22 protein-coding genes and 1 riboswitch are annotated in these 20,260 nt (G+C 71.5%); of the genes, 12 read left to right on the top strand and 10 right to left on the bottom strand.

Annotated elements, in window-relative coordinates:
- Nucleotides 1-7 precede the first annotated feature (7 nt).
- The 8 genes from ACFS27_RS09220 to ACFS27_RS09185 form a co-directional block, all read right to left on the bottom strand.
- Complete coding sequence (locus ACFS27_RS09220) at nt 8-979, bottom strand: DUF4097 family beta strand repeat-containing protein (protein ID WP_377182180.1); 972 nt, start codon at nt 977-979, stop codon at nt 8-10.
- Nucleotides 979-1,638, bottom strand: a complete 660-nt coding sequence (locus ACFS27_RS09215) for a response regulator (protein WP_377182178.1) — start codon at nt 1,636-1,638, stop codon at nt 979-981. Before ACFS27_RS09215 ends, ACFS27_RS09220 begins: the two co-directional genes overlap by 1 nt.
- Nucleotides 1,626-3,026, bottom strand: a complete 1,401-nt coding sequence (locus ACFS27_RS09210) for a sensor histidine kinase (protein ID WP_377182175.1) — start codon at nt 3,024-3,026, stop codon at nt 1,626-1,628. The genes ACFS27_RS09215 and ACFS27_RS09210 overlap by 13 nt, the downstream gene beginning before the upstream one ends.
- Nucleotides 3,027-3,125: 99 nt before the next feature.
- The gene (locus ACFS27_RS09205) at nt 3,126-4,346 is read right to left on the bottom strand and encodes an acyl-CoA dehydrogenase family protein (protein ID WP_377182173.1); all 1,221 of its coding nucleotides are present in this window, start codon (nt 4,344-4,346) and stop codon (nt 3,126-3,128) included.
- A 50-nt stretch (nt 4,347-4,396) separates the two neighbouring features.
- Entirely contained in the window at nt 4,397-5,548 is a 1,152-nt protein-coding gene (locus ACFS27_RS09200; RefSeq protein WP_377182171.1) for a Gfo/Idh/MocA family protein, read from the bottom strand.
- Nucleotides 5,549-5,567: 19 nt separating this feature from the next.
- Complete coding sequence (gene pnuC / locus ACFS27_RS09195; RefSeq protein ID WP_377182169.1) at nt 5,568-6,260, bottom strand: nicotinamide riboside transporter PnuC; 693 nt, start codon at nt 6,258-6,260, stop codon at nt 5,568-5,570.
- Nucleotides 6,261-6,374: 114 nt separating this feature from the next.
- A riboswitch (FMN riboswitch) is annotated at nt 6,375-6,510 on the bottom strand.
- Between the two features lie 135 nt (nt 6,511-6,645).
- Entirely contained in the window at nt 6,646-7,395 is a 750-nt protein-coding gene (locus ACFS27_RS09190) for a TetR/AcrR family transcriptional regulator (RefSeq protein WP_377182166.1), read from the bottom strand.
- A gap of 70 nt (nt 7,396-7,465) precedes the next feature.
- The gene (locus tag ACFS27_RS09185) at nt 7,466-7,660 is read right to left on the bottom strand and encodes a hypothetical protein (RefSeq protein ID WP_377182164.1); all 195 of its coding nucleotides are present in this window, start codon (nt 7,658-7,660) and stop codon (nt 7,466-7,468) included.
- 23 nt (nt 7,661-7,683) lie between these two features.
- Between ACFS27_RS09185 and ACFS27_RS09180 the strand changes: the two genes are divergently transcribed.
- The 11 genes from ACFS27_RS09180 to ACFS27_RS09130 all read left to right on the top strand — a co-directional run bounded on the left by ACFS27_RS09180 (nt 7,684) and on the right by ACFS27_RS09130 (nt 17,869).
- Nucleotides 7,684-8,301 carry a DsbA family protein gene (locus ACFS27_RS09180; protein ID WP_377182162.1) on the top strand — a complete coding sequence of 206 codons (618 nt, stop codon included), beginning with the start codon at nt 7,684-7,686 and terminating at the stop codon, nt 8,299-8,301.
- A gap of 102 nt (nt 8,302-8,403) precedes the next feature.
- Nucleotides 8,404-9,330, top strand: a complete 927-nt coding sequence (locus ACFS27_RS09175) for an LLM class F420-dependent oxidoreductase (protein ID WP_377182160.1) — start codon at nt 8,404-8,406, stop codon at nt 9,328-9,330.
- 163 nt (nt 9,331-9,493) lie between these two features.
- Nucleotides 9,494-10,357 carry an alpha/beta fold hydrolase gene (locus ACFS27_RS09170; RefSeq protein WP_377182158.1) on the top strand — a complete coding sequence of 288 codons (864 nt, stop codon included), beginning with the start codon at nt 9,494-9,496 and terminating at the stop codon, nt 10,355-10,357.
- A 41-nt stretch (nt 10,358-10,398) separates the two neighbouring features.
- Nucleotides 10,399-11,688 carry a uracil-xanthine permease family protein gene (locus ACFS27_RS09165; RefSeq protein WP_377182156.1) on the top strand — a complete coding sequence of 430 codons (1,290 nt, stop codon included), beginning with the start codon at nt 10,399-10,401 and terminating at the stop codon, nt 11,686-11,688.
- 95 nt (nt 11,689-11,783) lie between these two features.
- Entirely contained in the window at nt 11,784-12,515 is a 732-nt protein-coding gene (locus tag ACFS27_RS09160) for a TetR/AcrR family transcriptional regulator (RefSeq protein WP_377182154.1), read from the top strand.
- A gap of 69 nt (nt 12,516-12,584) precedes the next feature.
- A complete protein-coding gene (locus ACFS27_RS09155; RefSeq protein ID WP_377182152.1) occupies nt 12,585-13,571 on the top strand; it encodes an ABC transporter ATP-binding protein in 987 nt (328 codons plus the stop codon).
- Complete coding sequence (locus ACFS27_RS09150; RefSeq protein WP_377182150.1) at nt 13,568-15,229, top strand: ABC transporter permease; 1,662 nt, start codon at nt 13,568-13,570, stop codon at nt 15,227-15,229. The genes ACFS27_RS09155 and ACFS27_RS09150 overlap by 4 nt, the downstream gene beginning before the upstream one ends.
- A 135-nt stretch (nt 15,230-15,364) precedes the next feature.
- A complete protein-coding gene (locus tag ACFS27_RS09145; protein ID WP_377182148.1) occupies nt 15,365-15,661 on the top strand; it encodes a type II toxin-antitoxin system VapB family antitoxin in 297 nt (98 codons plus the stop codon).
- 19 nt (nt 15,662-15,680) lie between these two features.
- Nucleotides 15,681-16,346, top strand: coding sequence for a LytR C-terminal domain-containing protein (locus ACFS27_RS09140; protein ID WP_377182146.1), 666 nt, complete (start codon nt 15,681-15,683; stop codon nt 16,344-16,346).
- 20 nt (nt 16,347-16,366) lie between these two features.
- Nucleotides 16,367-16,990, top strand: coding sequence for a hypothetical protein (locus tag ACFS27_RS09135; RefSeq protein WP_377182144.1), 624 nt, complete (start codon nt 16,367-16,369; stop codon nt 16,988-16,990).
- A gap of 117 nt (nt 16,991-17,107) precedes the next feature.
- Nucleotides 17,108-17,869 (top strand): YcnI family copper-binding membrane protein, encoded by a 762-nt coding sequence (locus tag ACFS27_RS09130; protein WP_377182142.1) that lies wholly within the window; start codon nt 17,108-17,110, stop codon nt 17,867-17,869.
- Nucleotides 17,870-18,029: 160 nt separating this feature from the next.
- Here the strand turns inward: ACFS27_RS09130 and ACFS27_RS09125 are convergent, their stop codons facing one another.
- Both ACFS27_RS09125 and ACFS27_RS09120 read right to left on the bottom strand, forming a co-directional pair.
- A complete protein-coding gene (locus ACFS27_RS09125) occupies nt 18,030-18,977 on the bottom strand; it encodes an endonuclease/exonuclease/phosphatase family protein (RefSeq protein ID WP_377182140.1) in 948 nt (315 codons plus the stop codon).
- Between the two features lie 99 nt (nt 18,978-19,076).
- A complete protein-coding gene (locus ACFS27_RS09120) occupies nt 19,077-19,520 on the bottom strand; it encodes a DoxX family protein (protein ID WP_377182138.1) in 444 nt (147 codons plus the stop codon).
- A gap of 131 nt (nt 19,521-19,651) precedes the next feature.
- Between ACFS27_RS09120 and ACFS27_RS09115 the strand changes: the two genes are divergently transcribed.
- Complete coding sequence (locus ACFS27_RS09115; RefSeq protein WP_377182136.1) at nt 19,652-20,158, top strand: MarR family winged helix-turn-helix transcriptional regulator; 507 nt, start codon at nt 19,652-19,654, stop codon at nt 20,156-20,158.
- Nucleotides 20,159-20,260: the final 102 nt, after the last annotated feature.

The following is a 20,260-nucleotide window of genomic DNA, read 5'->3' as shown; positions in this document are numbered from 1 at the left end:
GGGCTGGCTACCGGTCGAGGTACGCGACGTCGCCGTTCGAGCTGCGGACCTCGACCGTACGCTCGGCACCCGGGTCGGTCGGGCCCTCGATCGTCTCGTCGCCGTTCGACGTGCCCATCGTCAGGGCAACGGGTTCGCCGTCGCCGATCACTGTGATGTCGCCGTTGCTGGTCTCTGCGGCGATGTTGCCGCCGACCGCCGAGAGCTCGACGGACCCGTTGCTGGTGTTCGCCGAGGCGTCCCCGGTCACCGAGTCGACGGTGATCCGGCCGCTGCTGCTCTCCGCGGTGACGGTGCCGTCCACGCCGACCACGGAGACCTCGCCGTTCGACGTCCAGGCCTCGACGTCGGCCTGCGAGGACGCGATGTCGATGTCGCCGTTGCTGGAGCGCGCGGACAGCGGCCCGGTGAGGTCGGCCGTCTCGATGTCGCCGTTGCTCGTGTCCAGGGAGAGGCCGCCGGCCAGGCCGCTCGCGACGACGTCGCCGTTCTCCGTCCGGATCACGACCTCGGTGCCGGCGGGCAGGGTCACGTCGAGCTCGCCGGAGCAGCGGGGCAGCGCGATGGACCATCCGCACCGGTGCGTGAGCTCGAGGCGGCTCGCGGACTCGTCCGCAGAGTACGCGGGTCCGCGGAGGCCGCTGTGCGCTATGGCGTCCACCTCGATGTCCCCTTCGGCGGCATGGACGGTGACGTCGCCGTCGGCCACGAGCTCCACGGAGTCCACCCACTCGTACGACCGGTGGGTCGTGGTCGTCTCGGACATCGTCAGGTCGACGAGGAACAGGGCGCCGAGGCCGACCACCACGACGGCGATGACCACACCGACCGCGGTCAGGACGCGCCCGGTCACGCTCCGGCGCCGCGGGTCCTGCGGGTAGGCGGCGTCCTGGGTGTAGGGCCCTGGCTGGGCGTTCGGCCCGGGCGGCCCGATGGCGTCAGCGGGTACCGGGGTGCTCTGGGGCTGTGGCTGGTTCATCAGCGGGATCCGTTCTGGTCGAGCCAGCGCAGCACGGCGAGCACCCTGCGGTGGTCGTCGGTGGCCGGCGGGAGGCCGAGCTTGTTCAGGATGTTGGTGACGTGCTTCTCCACGGCGGCCAGCCCCACGACGAGGCGGTCCGCGATGGCGGCGTTGGAACGGCCTTCTGCCATGAGCGCGAGCACCTCGTGCTCACGCCGGGTCAGGACGTCGAGGTCGGAGCCGGGGTGCCTGGCGATGATCTGGGTGACGACCTCCGGGTCCACGACGGTCCCGCCGCCGGACACCCGGGTGACGGCGTCGAGGAACTCGTCGACGTCGGCCACGCGGTCCTTCAGCACGTAGCCGAGGGCGCGTGCGCCACGGGCGAACAGCTCGGTCGCGTAGCTCTGCTCCACGTACTGCGACAGCACGAGGACCGGCAGGTCCTGGTGCAGGCTGCGCAGGTGCACCGCGGCGCGCAGCCCCTCGTCGGTGTGCGACGGCGGCATCCGGACGTCGGTGATCAGCAGGTCGGGCAGCTCGGTGTCGGGCATCGAGAGCGCCCGGACGAGCGCGTCCGCCGTGCCGTGCCCTGTCACGGTGTGCCCCTCGGCGACCAGCAGCCGGGTGAGGCCGTCCAGGAGGAGGACCGAGTCCTCCGCGATCACGATGCGCACGGTACCTCCACGGTCAGACGGGTGCCCTTGCCGGGCGGGCTGTCGAGCTCGAACGTGCCGTCGAGGGCGGCGACGCGGCCGCGCAGACCCTCGAGCCCGCTGCCGGGCGACAGCTCTGCGCCGCCCCTGCCGTCGTCGAACACCGTGATGCGCAGGCGGGACGGACGGTCCTCCGGCACCAGGCTCGCCTGCACCCCCGCGGAGTCCGCCCCGGCGTGCTTGGCGACGTTGGTCAGGGCCTCGGCGACCACGAAGTACGCGGCGGCCTGTGCGGCGGATCCGGCCGGGGTGAGGTCACCGGTCACCTCCACGCGGACCGGGACCGGGCTGCGGCCCGCGAGCGCGGAGAGCGCTGCGTCCAGACCACGGTCGGCCAGCACGGCGGGGTGGATGCCACGGACCAGGTCGCGCAGCTCCGCGAGGGTCTCCTTGATCTCGCGGTGCGCGACCTCGAGGGCGGCGACGGCGTGCTCGGGGTCCTTGTCGGCCAGCCGGCGGGCCACCCCCAGCTCGACCCCGAGGGCGACGAGGCGCTGCTGCGCGCCGTCGTGCAGGTCGCGTTCGATGCGGCGCCGCTCGGTGTCGGCGGCCGAGACCGCCGCCGTGCGGGACTCCGTGAGGACCACCGCCCGTTCGCGGGCGGTGTGCGCGGCGGCCTCGGCGAGGCGTGTCTCCTGCTCGGCGACGGCGGCCCTGGCGCGGGCGACGTCGGCGGCGGACGGGCCGAGCAGGTTCGCCGCGAGCCGCACCACGAGGTACGACCCGTACTGCGCGAGCGCGGCACCCGACCACACGAGCACGACAGCGCCGGAGAGCGCTCCGGCAACCGTGAGCGGCCACGAGAGGCCGGACCATTCCGCGAGGGCGCTGCCCTGGCCCAGCGGCACGAACACCACCGCGGCGACGGCTGCCGCGAGGAGGGCCGTCGCGACCGGGAAGAACACGGTGCTGACGAGCATCGCCAGGAAGGCGTAGAGCGTGGCGGCCCAGCCGCGGCCGTCGCGGATCGGTGCCGAGAGCCTCGACCAGAAGCCGCGCCGTGCGCGGACCGGGGGCAGCGGGGCGGGGATGGTGACCCCGGTCTGGTTGGCGAGCCGGGCACGTTCGGCCGTGCCGAACCAGCGCGCGGCGACCAGGAAGAAGGCCAGCAGCGGCACCCCGATGCCGAGGGCCGGGACCAGGCCGGACGAGACCACGACCATGATCCACAGGATCAGGCCGCCCGTGAGGTGCCACATCCAGCCGACGGCAAGGGCCGCGAACGCGCGGCCGGTGGCGGCGTCGTACGGGGCTCGGAAGAACGCCCGGCCCGAGACGAGCGCGGGCGCGACCCGGTCCTCGATGGAAAAGGGCTTGGGTGGAGGTGTCGGGCCGTCGTCGCTGGTCATGGTCATGACACTAGGCCGACGCGTGACCCGGCAACATGTTGTGGCCCCACGGGCACGGGGTGGGGTTTCCCCTACCTCGTGCCCGCCGCGGTGGGTGGGTCAGGCGAACGCGCTGGTGCCCGTGATCTCGCGACCGATGATCAGGGCCTGCATGCTCTCGGTGCCCTCGTAGGTGTGCAGGGCCTCGATGTCGGCGAAGTGCCGCGCCACGCGGTTCTCCAGCAGGATGCCGTTGCCGCCGAGCAGGTCGCGGGCGATCGCGGCGACCTCGCGCGCGCCGCGCGTGCAGGTGTACTTGGCGAGCGAGGCCTGCGGGCCGGTGAGCTGCTCCGCCTCGTCGAGGCGCGTCATCTGCTTCACCAGCAGCTGCATCTGCGTGAGGATCGACAGCATCTTGGTGAGCCGCTCCTGCACCATCTGGCTCGCCGCGAGCGGCCGGCCGAACTGCGTGCGCTGCTTCGAGTAGGCCACGGCCGTCTCGTAGCAGGCGATGGCCTGGCCGACGGCGCCCCACGCGACCCCCAGGCGGGTCGCGAACAGGACGCGGCCGGTGTCCTTGAAGGAGCGGGCCTTCGGCAGGAGGTTCTCGGCCGGGACGAACACGTCGTTCAGCACGATGTGCGCCTGGTGGATGGCGCGCAGCGAGATCTTGCCCTCGATGGTCTTCGCGTCGTACCCGGGGGTGTCCTGCGGCACGATGTAGCCGTGCACCTGGCCGTCCTCGCCGCGCGCCCACACCACCGAGATGTCGCCGATCGAGCCGAAGCCGATCCACTTCTTCTCGCCGTTGATGACGTAGCCGTCGACGCCGTCGCGGGTCTCCTTGACGGCGGAGGTCTCCAGTCCCACGGAGTCCGAGCCGTGCGTGGGCTCGGTCAGCGCGAAGGCGCCGAGGATCTCGCCGCGGGCCATGGGGCCCGCGTACTTCTCGATCTGCTCGTCGGAGCCGAGCATCACGATCGAGCGCAGGGCGAGGCCACCCTGGACGCCGCAGATGGTCGTGACCGAGCCGTCGCCGCGCGACATCTCCATCGCGGCAAGGCCCTCGGCCATCTTGGAGATCTTCGGGTAGCCGGGCACGTCCACGCCGTCGCGCAGGAAGTCCAGCTCGGCCATGCGCTTGACCAGGTCCATCGGGACCTCGTAGCGCTCCCAGTAGCCGTCGATGACGGGCAGCACCTCGTCCTGCACGAACTGGCGGACGGCGAGCTGCCACGCCCGCTCGTCGTCGCTCACGTCGGCGAAGGCGCCGGCGAAGTCGATGTCGAGCGGTTGCGAGAGGTCGTAGTCGGGCGCCGTCACCCCGGGAGTCTGAGTCATGCCTCCCATGGTGCGCCGGTACCGGATCTCAGGTCAAGCGATACTACGTCTCACGCGGGCCCGGTCCCGGCGTGGCGGCAGACACGCCCGTCGGTCCACGGCTGCGGCCTGGTGCGCACCCGTTCGCCCGACGCAGCGGCGCGGCGCACCTCGAGCTGGAGGTACTGGTCCTGCGCGGCCTCCGCCACCGAGTACGGCGACGGCGCCCCGCGCAGCACGTGGTCGGCCATGTCGGCGACGATGCGGGCGATCGAGAGCTCGTCGTCGGGCAGCCGGGCCGGGCGGAACGCGTTGCGGTACAGCCACTCGCCGTCGAGCGTGTAGCCCCGCAGGAACATCCCCTCGTGGCTGCCGGCCCCGCCGGCCGACACCCGCTCCAGCGTGGAGCGCCGGGGCTGTCCGTCCGCACCCACGTGGCGCACGACGTCGTCCCGCAGCTCGCCGTGCTCGCCGCGGACCAGGAACGCGGGGGAGCGCACCCAGGAGCGGTACTGCGCGTCGTCGAACTCGTAGGTGCCCAACCGGTCGCCGAAGTCCAGCCACGCGGTGGCGTGGACGGTGTCGACGAGGGCCAGGTCCTCGGGGTCGCCTGCGCGGCTCGGGCTGGGCAGCACCCTGCGCGCGTCGCGCCGGGCGGTGATCTCGGCGTCCTCGAACGTCACGCCCAGTGCCCGGCGCAGCACGCTGAGGCCGTGATAGTCGTGCGCCACCGCGACGTGCGCGTCCGTGACCCGGCCGAGCAGCCCTGACCCGGCGACCGCGAGCTGTGCGCCGACCAGCGGTTCCAGGTGGTACTGCTCGGCGACGTGCACGCAGGCGCCGTCGTCCACGAGCCGCTGCAGGGCCGCCAGCTCCTCGACCGTGCCGGCAGCGGGCGTCTCCGTCAGCACGGGGACGCCCGCTGCGGCGAGGTCACGGATCACCGGCTGAGCGGCACCGGCGGGCAGGGGCAGCAGGACGACGTCGGGCCGGCCGCCGGCGAGCAGCTCGGGCACCGAGGAGTAGGCGGGCGCCGGACGGCCAGGCAGGCCGGCGGCAGGCAGGCCGCGCGCCGCCAGTTCCACGCGGTCCTCCGCGTTGCGGGTGGCGACGCCGGCCACCTCGAAGTGGTCAGGCAGCGCCTGCAGCACGCGCAGCATGGTGCGGGCGCGGAAGCCCGAGCCGACGATCCCGATCCTGGCGGTGCGGTCCTGTGACGTCACGAGGGCCGACGGTACGCGATCAGGCCGCTGCGGCTACCGGGCCAGGCTGGTCGTGACCAGCGCTCTCGCGGCGGCTGATGCGCCACCACGCGAAGAACCCGAACAGCGTGAACAGGCCGTAGACCAGGTACATCATGGCGGTCGCCCAGTATCCCGCCGAGAACAGCAGGGGAACGCCGACCAGGTCGACGGCCACCCAGACCAGCCAGAACTCGACCCAGCCCTTTGCCATGCCGTACGTGGCGAGCACGGAGCCCATGAAGATCCACGCGTCGGCCCAGACCGGCTCGTACGAGCCGAGGGTCCGGAAGAGCGGAGTGAGGAGCAGCGTGCCCGCCAGCATCCCGGTGACGATGCCGACCCGGGCACGCCACGACGCCCAGCGGGGGTGCACCGCGACCGTGCCGACGCCGCCCAGCCGCTGCGTCTGGCGCCAGCGGTACCAGCCGTAGATCGAGACCGCGATGAACATGATCTGGCGGCCGGCCTGGCCCAGCATGTCGGCTCGCGAGGTCTCGCCGAACCATGAGCCCATGAAGACCGTGAAGAGCAGGATGTTCCCGACGATGCCCACGGGCCACGCCCACACCTTGCGGCGCAGACCGCCCAGCGCGGACGCCAGCCCGAACAGGTTGCCGATGACCTCACGCCAGTAGATCTGCTGGTCGCCGACCAGGAACGTCGCATCGTAGGCGGCGCGGAACCAGTCCATGTCTCTATCCCTCTCCGAAAGTCCGCACACGGGGACTCCGGGGTGAGGGTCGGCGCGCCACAAGGCGCCGACGACGGCGTGGTGCCGGCATCCCGAGGGCTGCCGGCGCGCGCCGCACGTGCTTCCTCCCATCCGGACTTTAACCGTCGGTCCTGGAATCTCACCAGGTCAACCGGGCTCCTCTACGAGGAGACCCGGGTCGCGGACTATCACCGCCGGCTCGGAATTTCACCGACCCCGGAGCACGTGTGCATCTGCTGCACGTTGACTATCGGAACACAGGATGCCATGGGCTCATTCCCACCCGGACACCGGCCAGGACACCCGCCACGCGGCATGCCGTATCCACAGGCCAGCACGTGACCTGTGGATCGCACGCATGGCTTCAGACGAGCGCGTCCCGGACGGCCCGGGCCACCTCGTCGGGCCCCGCACCGCCCTCGACGACGGTGACGACCACGCGGCGGCCGGCCCGGTTGCCGTCGTCGGCCAGGGGGTGGGCGGCGGTACCGAGCACGGCAGCCCGCCGCAGGTCGGCGAACGCCTCCTCGAGCTCGGGCCGCAGCTCGAGCGAGGGGGTGCGCAGCCAGCGCCGCAGGATCGCGTTGTGCACCGCGACGACGGAGGCGGCGAATGCTATCGACGCCGTGGACGCCGAGCGCTCCGGCGGCAGCGTGTCGCGCAGGTAGTGCGTGAACGCCCGCTCGTAGCGGTGCGTGGTGATCAGCTCCCGGTCGCGCAGGGCGGGGACCTGCTGCAGCAGGGCGTACCGGGCGAGCGACGTGTCGCGCTGGCCCACATGGTGGTCGAACACCATGCGTGCGGCGCGGCACACCTCGAGGTACGGGTCGACGTCGGGGTCCCAGGCGCGGCCGAGGTCGTGCCCGGACTCCTCGCTGGCGCGGGCGTCGGGCCGGGTGGCGGCGAGCATCACCACCACCTCCTCGAGCAGCAGCTCGTGGTCGGCGAACACCACGTCTTCCTTCGAGCGGAACCGGCGGAAGAACGTGGCCCGGCTGACCTTGGCGGCGTCGGCGATCTCCTCGACAGTGGTTCCCTCGTACCCCTGCCGGGTGAACAGGTCCACCGCAGCGTCTACTGCCTGCGCGTGCGTGTGGGTACGGACGGCGGTCATGCCAGGCAGGCTACCCCGTGCGCGCCGGACTGCGTGAAGAGTCCTTGAGCGATACATGGTGTTCATGGCGCTAATTTTCTCGTCCGGCGATCTTCCCGGATCGCAGTCTGCGCAGATAGCGCACCTCGCGCACGGCCATCAGCAGGGCGAGACCACCGGGTACCGCCGACCACGGATGGCCGAGCACGACGCCCACCAGGCACACCAGAAAGATCACCCCGCCGCCGACGACGGTGGCGAGACTTGCCCAACGGATCCCGGTCACGCAGTGAGCGTAGTCTGCTGGGCGTGACCGAGACCGCTGCCAAGCCCGTCGTCGACGTCTACGTCGACCCCATGTGCCCGTTCGCCTGGATCACGTCCCGCTGGGCGCTCGAGGTGGCCCAGCACCGCGACGTCGAGCTGACCTTCAAGCTCATGAGCCTGTACCTGCTCAACAAGGACAGGGACATCCCCGCGGACTACCGCGCGAAGATCGAGCGCTCCCGCGGCATCGGCCGCGTCGCCGCGGCGGTCCAGACGGACCACGGCCCCGAGGCGTTCTCCGCGTTCTACACCGCGGCAGGCACCCGGATCCACAACCAGCAGAACAAGGACTTCGACGCCGTGGCGGCCGAGGCCCTCGCCGAGGCCGGGCTGCCTGCCGCCCTCGCCGAGGCAGCGACGTCCGAGGACTACGACGCGGCGCTCGCGGCCTCCCACGAGTCCGGTATGAAGCCCGTCGGCGACGACGTCGGCACGCCCACCATCCACGTCGACGGTGTCGCGTTCTTCGGCCCGGTGCTCACGCGCATCCCGCGCGGCGAGGAGGCGGCCGCCCTGTTCGACGCCGCGGTGACGCTGGCGCGGTACCCCTACTTCTACGAGATCAAGCGCTCCCGCACCACAGACCCGGCCTTCGACTGACCTCACCTTGGCTGTGGGCGTGATCATTGCGCCTAAGACGGGCGTGGCGTCGCAACGATCACGCCCACAACCAAGGTCGAATCGCGTGGCATCGTTGGGGTCATGACTCTCGACCTGCGTATCTTCACCGAGCCCCAGCAGGGCGCGACGTACGACGACCAGCTCGCCGTCGCCCAGACGACCGAGCAGCTCGGGTTCAGTGCGTTCTTCCGGTCCGACCACTACCTCGCGATGGGCGGAGAGGGCCTGCCCGGCCCCACCGACGCGTGGACCACGCTGGCCGGCCTCGCCCGTGACACCTCGACGGTGCGGCTCGGCACGCTCGTGTCCTCTGCGACGTTCCGGCACCCCGGCGTGCTCGCCATCCAGGTGGCGCAGGTGGACCAGATGTCCGGCGGCCGCGTCGAGCTGGGCCTCGGAACCGGCTGGTTCCAGGCCGAGCACAGCGCCTACGGCATCCCGTTCCCCGACAAGCGGTTCGGCATCCTCGAGGAGCAGCTCGCGATCATCACGGGCCTCTGGGAGACCCCGGTAGGGGAGAAGTTCTCCTTCGCCGGCGAGCACTACCAGCTCACCGACTCGCCGGCCCTGCCGAAGCCCACCCAGTCGGCGATCCCCGTGCTCGTCGGTGGCGGCGGCCCGCGCCGGACGCCCGCCCTGGCGGCGAGGTACGGCACCGAGTACAACCAGGCGTTCCCGGAGATCGACGCGATCGGCCCGCGTGTGAAGGTGATCGAGAAGGCACTGTCCGACGTCGGGCGTGCGCCCGAGTCGATGGTGCAGTCGGTGGCGCTCGTGGCCGCCGTCGGGCAGGACGAGGCCGAGTTCACCAGGCGTGCCGCGGCGATCGGCCGTGAGCCCGGTGAGCTGCGCGAGCACGGTATCGCCGGGACCGTCACCGAGGTGGTGGACCGGCTCAAGGCCCTGGAGGCCGACGGGATCCAGCGGGTCTACCTGCAGATCCTCGACCTGGCGGACCTCGACCACCTCGACCTCGTCGCGCGCGAGGTGCGTCCGCAGCTCGGCTGACGGCCGGGGCTGAGGCGATCGAGAACGGGGTTGTGGTCGATAGGGGTCTCCTGCCGACCACAACCCCGTTCTCGTCGAGAAATGACACCCAGCGCAGGCCACGTGGAGGGATCTTTCCTATGGTCGTGTCGGCCGCTTCTTGCGACACCCCCAGGAGAACTCCATGCAGAGCTTTTCTCGTGCCCTCCGCGCCTCTCTCGCGGCGACCGCGCTCACTGCGGGGACGCTCGTCGCGGTCCCTGCCGCTGCCGCCGGCGACGGCTTCCAGCGGGGCCCCGATCCGACCGAGGAGAGCATCGAGGCTCCTCGCGGCACGTTCGAGATCGGGGTCGCCGTCGTCACGCGCGCCGGCGCGGAGGGTTTCGGCGGCGGCACCGTCTACTACCCGACCGACACCTCCGAGGGCACCTTCGGCGCGGTAGCGGTCTCCCCGGGCTACCGGTCCTCGCAGGCGGCCATCGCCTGGCTCGGGCCGCGGCTGGCCTCCCAGGGCTTCGTCGTGTTCACCATCGACACGATGCGGCCCGCCGACTCGCCGCCTCGCCGGGGTGACCAGCTCCTTGCGGCCCTTGACCATCTGCAGGGCACGGAGCTGGCCGACCGGATCGACCCCGATCGGCTCGCCGTGATGGGCCACTCGATGGGCGGCGGAGGGAGCCTCGAGGCAGCAAAGGACTACCCGGCGATGCAGGCGGTCATCCCGATGACCCCGTGGAGCTCGGACAAGACCTTCCCGGAGGTCTCCGCCCCGACCCTGATCGTCGGCGCAGAGGACGACAGGGTGGCGCGGGTGGTGTCGCACGCCGAGCCGCTCTACGAGTCGCTGCCCGCGGACGGCGACAAGGCCTACCTGGAGCTGCGCGACGCGTCACACTCCGCGCCGAGCGCACCCAACACCGCCATCGCCAAGTACAGCCTGTCCTGGCTGAAGCGCTACGTGGACGACGACGAGCGGTACGCGCAGTTCCTCTGCCCGGCGCCGGCCGTGGACAGCGAGCTGAGCGAGGTCCGCACCACCTGCAGCTAGGATCCGCACGGCCTTCCCGTTGCGAGATCAAGGACAGACACATGCGAATCGGCTGGCAGCTGCACGGTGACGGTGCGCGCATCACCCCCGGTGAGGTAGTCGCCCCCGACGAGCGGCTGAGCTGGCCGCGCACCGTCGGGATCGGCCTGCAGCACATCGTCGCGATGTTCGGGGCCACGTTCCTGGTGCCGATCCTCACGGGTTTCGACCCGGCGACCACGCTGTTCTTCTCGGCGCTCGGCACGATCGCCTTCCTGCTGATCACGGGCAACAAGCTGCCGAGCTACCTGGGGTCGAGCTTCGCGTTCATCGCGCCGATCCTCGCCGCCACGGCGTCGGGCGGGCAGTCGGTGGCGATCGGTGGCATCCTGGCGACCGGCGTGCTCCTCGCCCTGGTCGGCGTGGCGGTGCACTTCGCAGGGCCGCGCTGGATCCAGATCGCGATGCCGCCGGTGGTCACGGGCGTGATCGTGGCGCTGATCGGCCTCAACCTCGCGCCGGTGGCGTGGGGCACGTGCGACGACAGCGGCGTCTGCTCCGGCTTCCAGAGCTCACCGGTGACGGCTGTGGTCACGCTCGCGTCGATCATCCTGATCCAGGTGCTGTTCCGGGGTCTCATCGGCCGGCTCGCGATCCTGCTCGGGGTCGCGATCGGCTACGCGTTCGCCGCCGTCCGCGGCGAGGTCGACTTCTCGACGGCCGAGCAGGCCGACTGGGTGGGCCTGCCGCACTTCGTCGCGCCGTCGTTCGACCCGGGCGTGCTCGGCCTGTTCCTCCCCGTGGTGCTGGTGCTCGTCGCGGAGAACGTGGGGCACGTGAAGTCGGTGGCCGCGATGACCGGACGCAGCTACGACCGGCTGACCGGCCGGGCCCTCATCGCCGACGGCGTGGCGACCACGTTCGCCGGTCTCGGTGGCGGCTCCGGCACCACCACCTACGCCGAGAACATCGGGGTCATGGCCGCGTCCCGGGTGTACTCGACCGCGGCGTACTGGGTGGCGGCGTTCGGCGCACTGGTGCTCAGCCTCTCGCCCAAGTTCGGTGCACTGATCGCTACCGTCCCCCAAGGGGTGCTCGGCGGAGCCACGACCATGCTCTACGGGATGATCGGCATCCTGGGCGCGCGCATCTGGGTGCAGGGCAAGGTCAACTTCTCTGACCCGGTGAACCTGACGACTGCCGCCGTTCCGCTCATCATCGGCATCGCCGACTTCACGTGGACGGCCGGAGACCTGCAGTTCGGCGGTATCGCCCTCGGCACCGCGGCCGCCCTGGTGATCTACCACGTCATGGGCGCGATCGGCCGCTGGCGCGGCACCGCAGAGGCCTGACCGACGTCTGTCCAAGACCCGCAGGTCGCCGGTGCGACCTGCGGGTCCTGCGCGAGTATGGACACCGGGCTGAACGCGTGGTTAGCATATTGAACATGCGTTCAGCCAGCGGTCCGGAAGGGCGGACGGGGGCCACCCCGCCGTCGGGCAACGGCGTACCTGCCGACGCCGACCGCACCGCGCGGGCCCGGATCCGCGACGCTGCGGTCCACCGGTTCGCGGTGGAGGGGTTCGGCGCCTCGGTGCGCGCCATCGCGGCCGACGCCGGGGTGAGTGCAGGCCTCGTGATGCACCACTTCGGGTCGAAGGAGAAGCTGCGCGCCGAGTGTGACGCGCACCTGCTGGCCGCGATCCGCCGGCTCAAGCGGGAGAACGTCGCCGACGCCGCAGCGGGCCAGAGCTTCTTCCACAAGTTCGCCGCCGCCGAGGAGAACGCGCCCATCGTCGGGTACGTCCTGCGGTCGATGCAGGACGGCAGCGCGCTCGCCCGCGAGTTCATCGACCACATGGTCGTCGACGCGGTGGACTACACGCGGGACGGCGTCGCTGCGGGCGTCATCGTGCCCAGCCGGGACGAAGCCGCGCGCGCCCGCTACCTCACGCTCTCCGCGCTCGGTGCGCTGCTCCTCGAGGTGACGCTCAGCCCGCCGTCGGACCCGAGCGACCTCGTGACCATCGTCCGCGACTACCTCGCGAACAGCTATCTGCCGATGATGGAGCTGTTCTCGGAGGGCTTCCTCACCTCCCGGCGCATGCTGGACGACTACCTCCTGTACGTGTCGGACCCGCCGCCGGACGAGGCAGTGCCCGCGCCTGCTCCAGGCTGACCGGCACCCGCCGGTCCGACGAGCGCTGCCCTGCAACGTCCCCTTCCGACGTCAGAGAGCGAGCGAGCCATGACCGCGACACCAGCGATCGAGATCCACGACCTGTACAAGTCCTTTGGCAGCGTCCAGGCCCTCGACGGCCTGCACCTGACCGTCCGGCCCGGCGAGGTCGCCGGGTTCCTCGGACCCAACGGGGCCGGCAAGTCCACGGCCATCCGTGTCCTGCTCGGGCTGCTGCGTGCCGACTCGGGCACGGCCCGCCTGTTCGGCGGGGAGGCCTGGCGCGACGCCGTCGCCCTGCACCGGCGCCTCGCCTACGTGCCTGGCGACGTCAGCCTGTGGCCCAACCTGGCCGGCGGCGAAGCCATCGACTTCCTGGGCCGGCTGCGCGGCAAGGTCGACAAGAAGCGCAAGGCCGACCTCCTGGAGCGGTTCGAGCTCGACCCCACCAAGAAGGCCCGCACCTACTCCAAGGGCAACCGGCAGAAGGTCGCCCTCGTCGCCGCGTTCGCCATGGACGTGGACCTGTTGATCCTCGACGAGCCCACCTCGGGCCTCGACCCCCTCATGGAGGCCGTGTTCACCGAGTACGTGCGCGAGGCCGCAGCGCAGGGCACGTCCGTCCTGCTCAGCAGCCACATCCTGCACGAGGTCGAGAAGGTGTGCGACACCGTGACGATCATCCGCAACGGGGTGTCGGTGGAGTCCGGCACGCTGGACGAGCTGCGGCACCTGACGCGGTCGAACGTGACGGCGGTGGTCGCGGGCGACCCGGCCGGCGTCGAGCGGGTCGCCGGCGTGCACAACCTCGTCGCCGCTCCGGCCGACGGTGGCACCCGTGTGACCTTCGACGTCGACAACGCCCAGGTCGGGGCGGCCATGTCCGAGCTGACTGCGCTCGGCCTGCACAGCCTCACTGCGGCGCCGCCGTCGCTCGAGGAGCTCTTCATGCGGCACTACGGCGACGTGCTGCCCGGAGCCCCGGCTACAGGGCCCGGCACCGAGCCGTCGGACGGCGCGGCCAAGGTGGCTCGCGGAACGGCGGGTGCACGGTGACCGCCGTCGCGGTGGCGCCGGCAGCCCTGCGGCCGGCGTCCGGGTCCACGCTGACGGGAACGGGCCGGCTGGTCCGGTTCATGCTGCGCCGCGACCGCGTGCGGCTCAGCGTGTGGACGCTGTCCGTCGTGGCCTTCTACGCGTACTTCGCCGTCGCGCTGGACGCGATGGGGCCACAGGCCCTCGCCGCGCGTGCGCTCGTGATGCAGACGCCGGCGGGCATCGTCATGGGTGGCCCCGGCTACGGCATCGAGGACTACACCGTTGGCGTCGCCATCGCCAACGAGGGAATCACCTGGGTGGTCCTCGCGCTGGGCATCATGAGCGTGCTGCACGTGGTGCGACACACCCGTGCCGAGGAGGAGAGCAGCAGGTCCGAGCTGGTGCGAGCAGCCCCGGTCGGGCGCCACGCACCAGCGGTGGCTGCCATCGTCACGCTGCTCGTCGTGAACGCCGTCATCGCGGTGGTCTCGGCGCTCGCGCTCACCGGCGCGAGCGGGGGAGAGCTGCCGCTCGCGGACTCGTTCGGTCTCACGGTCGGGTCCGGCCTCGCCGCGATGGTGTTCGGGGCCGTCGCCGTCGTGGCCTGCCAGGTGACCGAGCACGGCCGCGGCGCGACGGGCATCGGCCTCGCTGCGTACGGCCTGGCCCTCGTGCTCCGGTCCGCCGGTGACATCCAGGAGCCGCATGGCAGTCTCCTGTCCTGGCTCTCGCCCATCGGTTGGGCGCAGCAGATGCGAGCCTTCGTCGACCTGCGCTGGTGGCCCACCGCCCTCTCGGTCGTGGCGATCCTCCTCCTGCTCGCGCTCGCCGCCTTCCTCGCGTCGCGTCGCGACTTCGGCGGCGGCCTCGTCGCCACCCGCGGCGGACGCGCGGAGGCCTCGCCGAGCCTGCGGAGCCCGCTCGCCCTCGCGTGGCGGCAGCAGCGGTCGGCCTTCCTGTGGACGGCGCTGGGGATGGCGGTGATGTGGTACGCCTCCGGCACCCTCCTGCCCGAGATCCTGGAGATGGGAGCCTCCGGCGCAGCGGACAACGAGCTGTTCGAGGCGGTGTTCGGTGGCACGGACCCCGCGGTGTTCCGCGACGGCTTCCTGGGCGCCATGATGCTGTTCGCCGCGCTGACCTGTGCCGCGTACGCGATCGTCCTGTCGGGCCGTGCCAAGGCGGAGGAAGCGGCAGGGCGGGCCGAGGTGGTGCTCGCGCTGTCGGTGTCCCGCTCGCGCTGGTTCGGCGCGCACCTCCTCGTCGTGGGGCTGAGCACGGTGGCCCTCGTGGCGGTGAGCGTCTACGCGATGTGGGCGGGAGCCGCTCAGGTCGGCATGGGAGAACCAGGGTTGGGCGCGTACACCGACGTGTTCTGGACCTATTCCGTGGCGCTCCTGGTGTACCTGGGCCTCGCCGCGGTGCTGTACGCGTGGGTGCCGCGCCTCGCGTCCGCCGCGTGGCTGCTGCTCGTGTACTCGTTCGTGGTCGGCATGTTCGGTGCGGTCTTCGACCTGCCAGAGGGGGCCGAGGCGGTCTCACCGCTGGACTGGCTCCCCGCGGGGTTCGGCGAGGCGCCGGAGGCGGCGAACATGGCCGGCCTCGCCGGGGTGACCGTCGTGCTGCTGGTGCTCGCGTTCCTCGGGTTCCGGCGGCGAGACCTGCAGAGCAACTGACGACGCCGGGCGGAGGGTGTGGCTGTCATCCGCACTCTCCGTCCGGTAGGGTTCGGGGCGCCGTTCGGTGCCAGCAGGCAGGGTTCTCACCGCCGCCCCCGACCGCGCCCCGCCGAGTCCAGTGAGGATGGACCGATGATCTTCAAGGCCGTAGGAGACGGCCGCCCGTACCCCGAGCACGGGCGTTCACGCACCCGCGACTGGGTCGACGTGCCCCCGCGCCAGGTGCGCCTGGACGAGCTCGTGACCACCAAGCGCACGCTCGACCTCGATACGCTTCTCGCGGAGGACTCGACGTTCTACGGCGACCTGTTCGCCCACGTCGTCGAGTACGAGGGCATCCTGTACCTCGAGGACGGTCTGCACCGTGCCGTCCGCGCCGCCCTGCAACAACGTCCAGTGCTGCACGCTCGCGTGCTCATCATCCGCTGACCTCAGGTAGGTTCGACGAGTGACAACCCCCGGGTACGACCAGGCGCGTGTAGAGCGCCGTCGCCGAGAGCACGAGCGCCAGGCCGTGGTCTTCGGTGTGCTCATCGCGTTCCTGGCGGTCTGTGGCATCTTCGCGCTCGCGGTGTACTCGGGTGCCATCAGCTCGCCGTTCAACCGGCCGTTCACGACGGTCGGCGCGTCGGCGCAGAAGACCTATCCGGTGCCCTGCCTTCCCGCGGTGGAGGGGCAGCCGGACGGCGCCCTCCCGGTCGCGTACACGCAGGTCGACGTCCGGCTGCTCAACGCTTCGGCGGAGCCGGGACTGGCCGGCGCGCACGAGACGGTCCTTGCGGAGCGCGGCTTCAGCATCATGGAGAAGGGCAACGTGCCCGACCCGCTCCAGGAGTCCGAGATCCGGTTCGGCGCGAAGGGGATCGTGCAGGCGTACACGCTCGCCGCCCAGTTCCCGACGATGCGGCTGGTGCTCGACGACCGGACCGGTTCGGCGATCGACCTGCTCATCGGCGAGGACTTCGACCCGCCCCTCGACATCGAAGACGTCGACGTGGCCGCTGACCAGCCGTTGCCGAACGCCGAGGGCTGTGTGCCGGTGGACACGATCGAGCCGGAGCCGCGGATCAAGCCGGCCTCGGATGACGCCGACACGGTACGGCCGGCCAAGTAACGAGGGCTAGGGTCGGTGCTGTGCTGACCCCGTCCTCAGGAGCTGTGGGCCTCGGCCGCGCGCTCCTGTGGGCAGTGGTCGTGCTCGCGCTCGCCCTGACCGCGCACTTCGAGGCCGGCGGCCACCTCCCGCCACCCGGGGTGGTCACGCTGCTCGGAGCACTGCTGCTCGTGGTGACCACGCTGGCCGTGCGGCGGCAGATCCGCTGGCCCGGCGGTCTCGCCCTCGCCGGCCTCGGGCAGTACGCCCTGCACCAGGTCTTCTCGTTCCTCGGCGGCGCCTGCGCGCCGGCCACGCTGCCCGACGGCGGAGCGCACGCCCACCCGGCCGAACCACTCACCGCTGCGCTGGCGGCCGACGCCTGCGCGGGCGGGAGCCCCGCGGGTATCGACCCGGGGATGCTGGCCTGGCACACCCTGGCGACGGTGGTGTCCGTCGGGCTGCTCGTCGGGGTGGAGCGCGGTGTCTGGCTGCTCGCGTCGTGGCTGGTCCGGCCGCTCGCCGTGCGGCCGCTGTGGCTCCCGGTGGTCCGGCGGGTCCCGGTGTTCGTGGGGTCGGAGACCCCGGTGCGTCCGGTGGACGTGCACGTCGCACCGGAGCGCGGGCCGCCGTCATCGGCACTGGCGATGGACCTCGCGGCCTGACGGCCCCACCCCATGAAGCTCCTCGCTCCGCTGCGTGGTGCACGGGGACCCAGGGAGTCGGGCGGGAGGTGCGTTGCCGTACGCCCTCACCGCTCCCCCTACCGAAGGACCGAGTACATGACTCGCTTCAGCCTGCCCGCCCGCCGCGCCCTCGCGGCCGTTCCCGCAACCGCCGTCCTGGTGGTGCTGCTGCCCACCGTCGCCTCCGCACACGTCACGGTGAACCCCGACACGACGGCCGCCGAGAGCTACGCGAGCCTCACGTTCCGCGTGCCGACCGAGTCGGAGTCGGCGTCGACGGAGAAGCTCGTGGTGGACCTGCCCGCCGACACCCCGTTCCTCAGCGTCACCCCGCGCGCCCTGCCCGGCTGGGACGTGGAGGTGGAGGTGGAACAGCTCGACGAGCCGTTCGAGGTCGAGGGTGCGACCGTCTCCGAGGCGCCGGCACGCGTGACCTGGACCGCGGAGAAGGGGCACGAGGTCCCGCCGCACGAATACCAGGAGTTCGCGGTCCGGGTCGGGGCGCTGCCGGAGGAGGGCACCACCGTCGTGCTCCCCGCCCATCAGACGTACACCGACGGGACCGTCGTCGACTGGGACGACCTCGCCACCGACGACGGCAAGGAGCCCGAGGCTCCTGCACCTGTGTTCATGACCACCGCCGGCGAGCCGGGTGAGGGGCACCACGGTGCCGCGGCGTCGGACGGCGCCGCCGGTGCCGGTGCTGAGGCCGGTGCCGCCGCCGGTGCCGAGGCCGCCGCAGCGGACCCGGCCGTGGACCCGGCCGTGGACCCCGTGGGCCGCTGGCTCGGCGGTGCCGGGCTGGTGCTCGGCGCTGTGGCGATCGGCGCGGTGCTGGTCACCCGCCGTCGTGCCTGAGATCCGCTGAGCGGTCACCCGTGAGTGCAGACTTCGGTGCGGCCCGACTCGCCGAGTGCAGACTTCGCTGCGGTGAGAGGGCGGCTAGCCGCGCCGAAGTCTGCACTCGCTGAATCGGCATGCAACGAAGTCTGCACTCGGCGAATCGGGGCGCCGGGCGTCAGATCTTCAGCAGCGCCTGGACCGGGGTGTGATCGCTCGGGAAGCGGCCGTCCTTGGTCCAGGTGTTGATCGCCGCCGAGCGGACCTCGACACCGGGCGTGGCGAGGATCCAGTCGATCCGGGTCCCGTTCGGGTCCGGCGTCCCGTAACCGGGGAACGTCCCTGCGTACGGGGTGAGCTGCCGGTCGGCGGCGAGCCAGGTGTCCTGGAGGCCGCCCTCGGTGACCAGGGCGTCGTACGGCGCCGAGCTCTCGGCTGCCGCGTTGACGTCTGCGGTGAAGACGACGGGGAGGCCGGCCTCCGCCGCCAGGTCCTGGACGACCCGGGCGCTCCGCAGGCGCGCGTTCTCCGACTGGTGGTCGAAGTGCGAGTTGATGTGGACGAAGTCGCGACCCGTCACGGTGTCGTGCAGCTCGGCCCAGGTGACGATCCGGGTGACCGAGTTGCCCCAGGTCGCAGAGCCCATGACCTTCGGGGTGTCGGACAGCCAGAGCTGGTCCCACCACTTCACGGTCAGGCGGCGGGCGTCGTAGAAGATGCCGGAGTACTCGCCGCCCGCACCGCCGTCACGCCCGAAGCCCACCATCTTGTAGTGCCGGCCCAGACCCTCCTCGACCGCGGAGAGCTGGTGGAACAGGACCTCCTGGACACCCAGGACGGTCGGCTGCTCCAGCCGCAGGAACTCGATGGTGAGCGGCGCGCGCTCCGGCCAGTAGTCGGGCTCTCCCGGGTGCGTCTGGCCCACCCGGTCGTAGCGGATGTTGAAGCTCATGGCGTGCAGCAGCTCGCCCCGCGCACGACCGATCACCGGCTTTCCGGCTCGGGGGCTCTCGGCGGCGGCAGGAGTCGCCAGCGCGGCCGACGCACCGAGCGCACCCATGGCGCCTGCCGCCGTGAGCATGGTGCGGCGAGAGATGCCGGGGGTGCTGCCGGGGGTGATGGACATGGGTTCTCCTCCAGGTCAGGGAACTGATGCCCGTTCACCCGACCAGAGCGAGGTGAGCGTGTCCATAACGCTGTGTGACGTATGGGCGAATTGCCGGGCTCAGGCCGCCGACGTCGCCTGCGCACGGCGTGCCGTGAGCGTGCGTCCGACCAGGTGGTCGACGCTCCACGCGCCCGGCCCGGTGGCCGCGAGGACGAGCGCGCCGGCGCCGAGCGCTGCGACGAGCTCGAAGCCACCCTGGTCGACGAACACGCCGTTGCCGAGGTGCACCAGCACGAGCGCCCCGAGCATGTTCAGCATGACCAGGAGGCCGACGACGGGGGTGGCGGCGCCGAGGACCAGTGCGGCGCCACCGACCAGCTCGACCACCGCGGCGAAGAGCGCGGCGGCCTGCGGGACGGGGATGCCCATGCCGGCGAACGAGTCGATGGTTCCGGCTATCCCGAACGTGAAGAACTTCTGGGCACCGTGCGCGATGAGTACCGCCCCGATCGCGACACGGGCGACGAGCACTGCGAGGTCCTTGGTCCACGGAAACTTCATGGGTATCTCCAGGGGTTGTTCTGGCTGGTGAAGGGCAGTGCTGGGGGTGAATCAAGTTGTCGCTTCAACTTTCGCGGGCACGCTAGCACGGGTGAATTGAAGCTTCAACCGTCACGTGGGAACCTGGCGAGATGAACGACACCCCGTGGCTCGACCGTCGCCAGATGGCGGCGTGGGTTCGCTTCGTGGCCGTGCTCGAGCTGCTCCCCGGGGTTCTCGACAGCCAGCTGCGGCGCGACTCCGGCATGACTCACTTCGAGTACTTCGTCATGGCGGTGCTGTCCGAGACGTCCGGCGGGACCCTGCGGATGGCCGAGCTGGCCGCGGCGACGAACGCGACCTTGTCGCGGCTCTCGCACGTCGTGCAGCGCCTGGAGGAGCGCGGGTTCGTCGAGCGCGTGCCCTCCCGGGAGAACGGCAGGGTCACCAACGCGCAGCTCACCGCCGACGGGCGGGCGAAGATGCGCGTCGCGGCACCTGGGCACGTCGCAACGGTGCGTCGGCACGTCGTCGACGCGCTCACCCCGGAGCAGACCGAGCAGCTCGCGGCGATCAGCGAGGCCATCCTGCAGAGCATCGACCCGTCCGGGCCGATGGCTGCGGGCTACCGGCGTTATGACGAACCGTCTGACGGGTGAAGCGGTACATCAAGGGCATACTGGGCGGTCCGGGTGCCAGAGGGGCGCCGCAGGTCTCGATGACAACCCCGCCGACGCACGAGGCGCGCGGGGTGACGAAAG

Origin of the sequence: Promicromonospora vindobonensis (genome assembly GCF_042685865.1) — a bacterium.
In the GTDB taxonomy this organism is placed as follows: domain Bacteria; phylum Actinomycetota; class Actinomycetes; order Actinomycetales; family Cellulomonadaceae; genus Promicromonospora; species Promicromonospora vindobonensis.
The sequence above is the reverse complement of the archived record's forward strand: the minus strand, read 5'-3'. Positions and strand labels throughout refer to the sequence as shown.

Excerpts from the sequence above, each read along its gene's own strand:
- ACFS27_RS09175 (WP_377182160.1), top strand. The coding sequence starts at position 8,404 with ATGACTCTCGACCTGCGTATCTTCACCGAGCCCCAGCAGGGCGCGACG.
- ACFS27_RS09155 (WP_377182152.1), top strand. The coding sequence starts at position 12,585 with ATGACCGCGACACCAGCGATCGAGATCCACGACCTGTACAAGTCCTTT.
- ACFS27_RS09170 (WP_377182158.1), top strand. The coding sequence starts at position 9,494 with ATGCAGAGCTTTTCTCGTGCCCTCCGCGCCTCTCTCGCGGCGACCGCG.
- ACFS27_RS09120 (WP_377182138.1), bottom strand. The coding sequence starts at position 19,520 with ATGAAGTTTCCGTGGACCAAGGACCTCGCAGTGCTCGTCGCCCGTGTC.
- ACFS27_RS09220 (WP_377182180.1), bottom strand. The coding sequence starts at position 979 with ATGAACCAGCCACAGCCCCAGAGCACCCCGGTACCCGCTGACGCCATC.
- ACFS27_RS09125 (WP_377182140.1), bottom strand. The coding sequence starts at position 18,977 with ATGTCCATCACCCCCGGCAGCACCCCCGGCATCTCTCGCCGCACCATG.
- ACFS27_RS09115 (WP_377182136.1), top strand. The coding sequence starts at position 19,652 with ATGAACGACACCCCGTGGCTCGACCGTCGCCAGATGGCGGCGTGGGTT.
- ACFS27_RS09205 (WP_377182173.1), bottom strand. The coding sequence starts at position 4,346 with ATGACTCAGACTCCCGGGGTGACGGCGCCCGACTACGACCTCTCGCAA.
- ACFS27_RS09160 (WP_377182154.1), top strand. The coding sequence starts at position 11,784 with ATGCGTTCAGCCAGCGGTCCGGAAGGGCGGACGGGGGCCACCCCGCCG.
- ACFS27_RS09145 (WP_377182148.1), top strand. The coding sequence starts at position 15,365 with ATGATCTTCAAGGCCGTAGGAGACGGCCGCCCGTACCCCGAGCACGGG.
- ACFS27_RS09210 (WP_377182175.1), bottom strand. The coding sequence starts at position 3,026 with ATGACCAGCGACGACGGCCCGACACCTCCACCCAAGCCCTTTTCCATC.
- ACFS27_RS09190 (WP_377182166.1), bottom strand. The coding sequence starts at position 7,395 with ATGACCGCCGTCCGTACCCACACGCACGCGCAGGCAGTAGACGCTGCG.
- ACFS27_RS09130 (WP_377182142.1), top strand. The coding sequence starts at position 17,108 with ATGACTCGCTTCAGCCTGCCCGCCCGCCGCGCCCTCGCGGCCGTTCCC.
- ACFS27_RS09165 (WP_377182156.1), top strand. The coding sequence starts at position 10,399 with ATGCGAATCGGCTGGCAGCTGCACGGTGACGGTGCGCGCATCACCCCC.
- pnuC (WP_377182169.1), bottom strand. The coding sequence starts at position 6,260 with ATGGACTGGTTCCGCGCCGCCTACGATGCGACGTTCCTGGTCGGCGAC.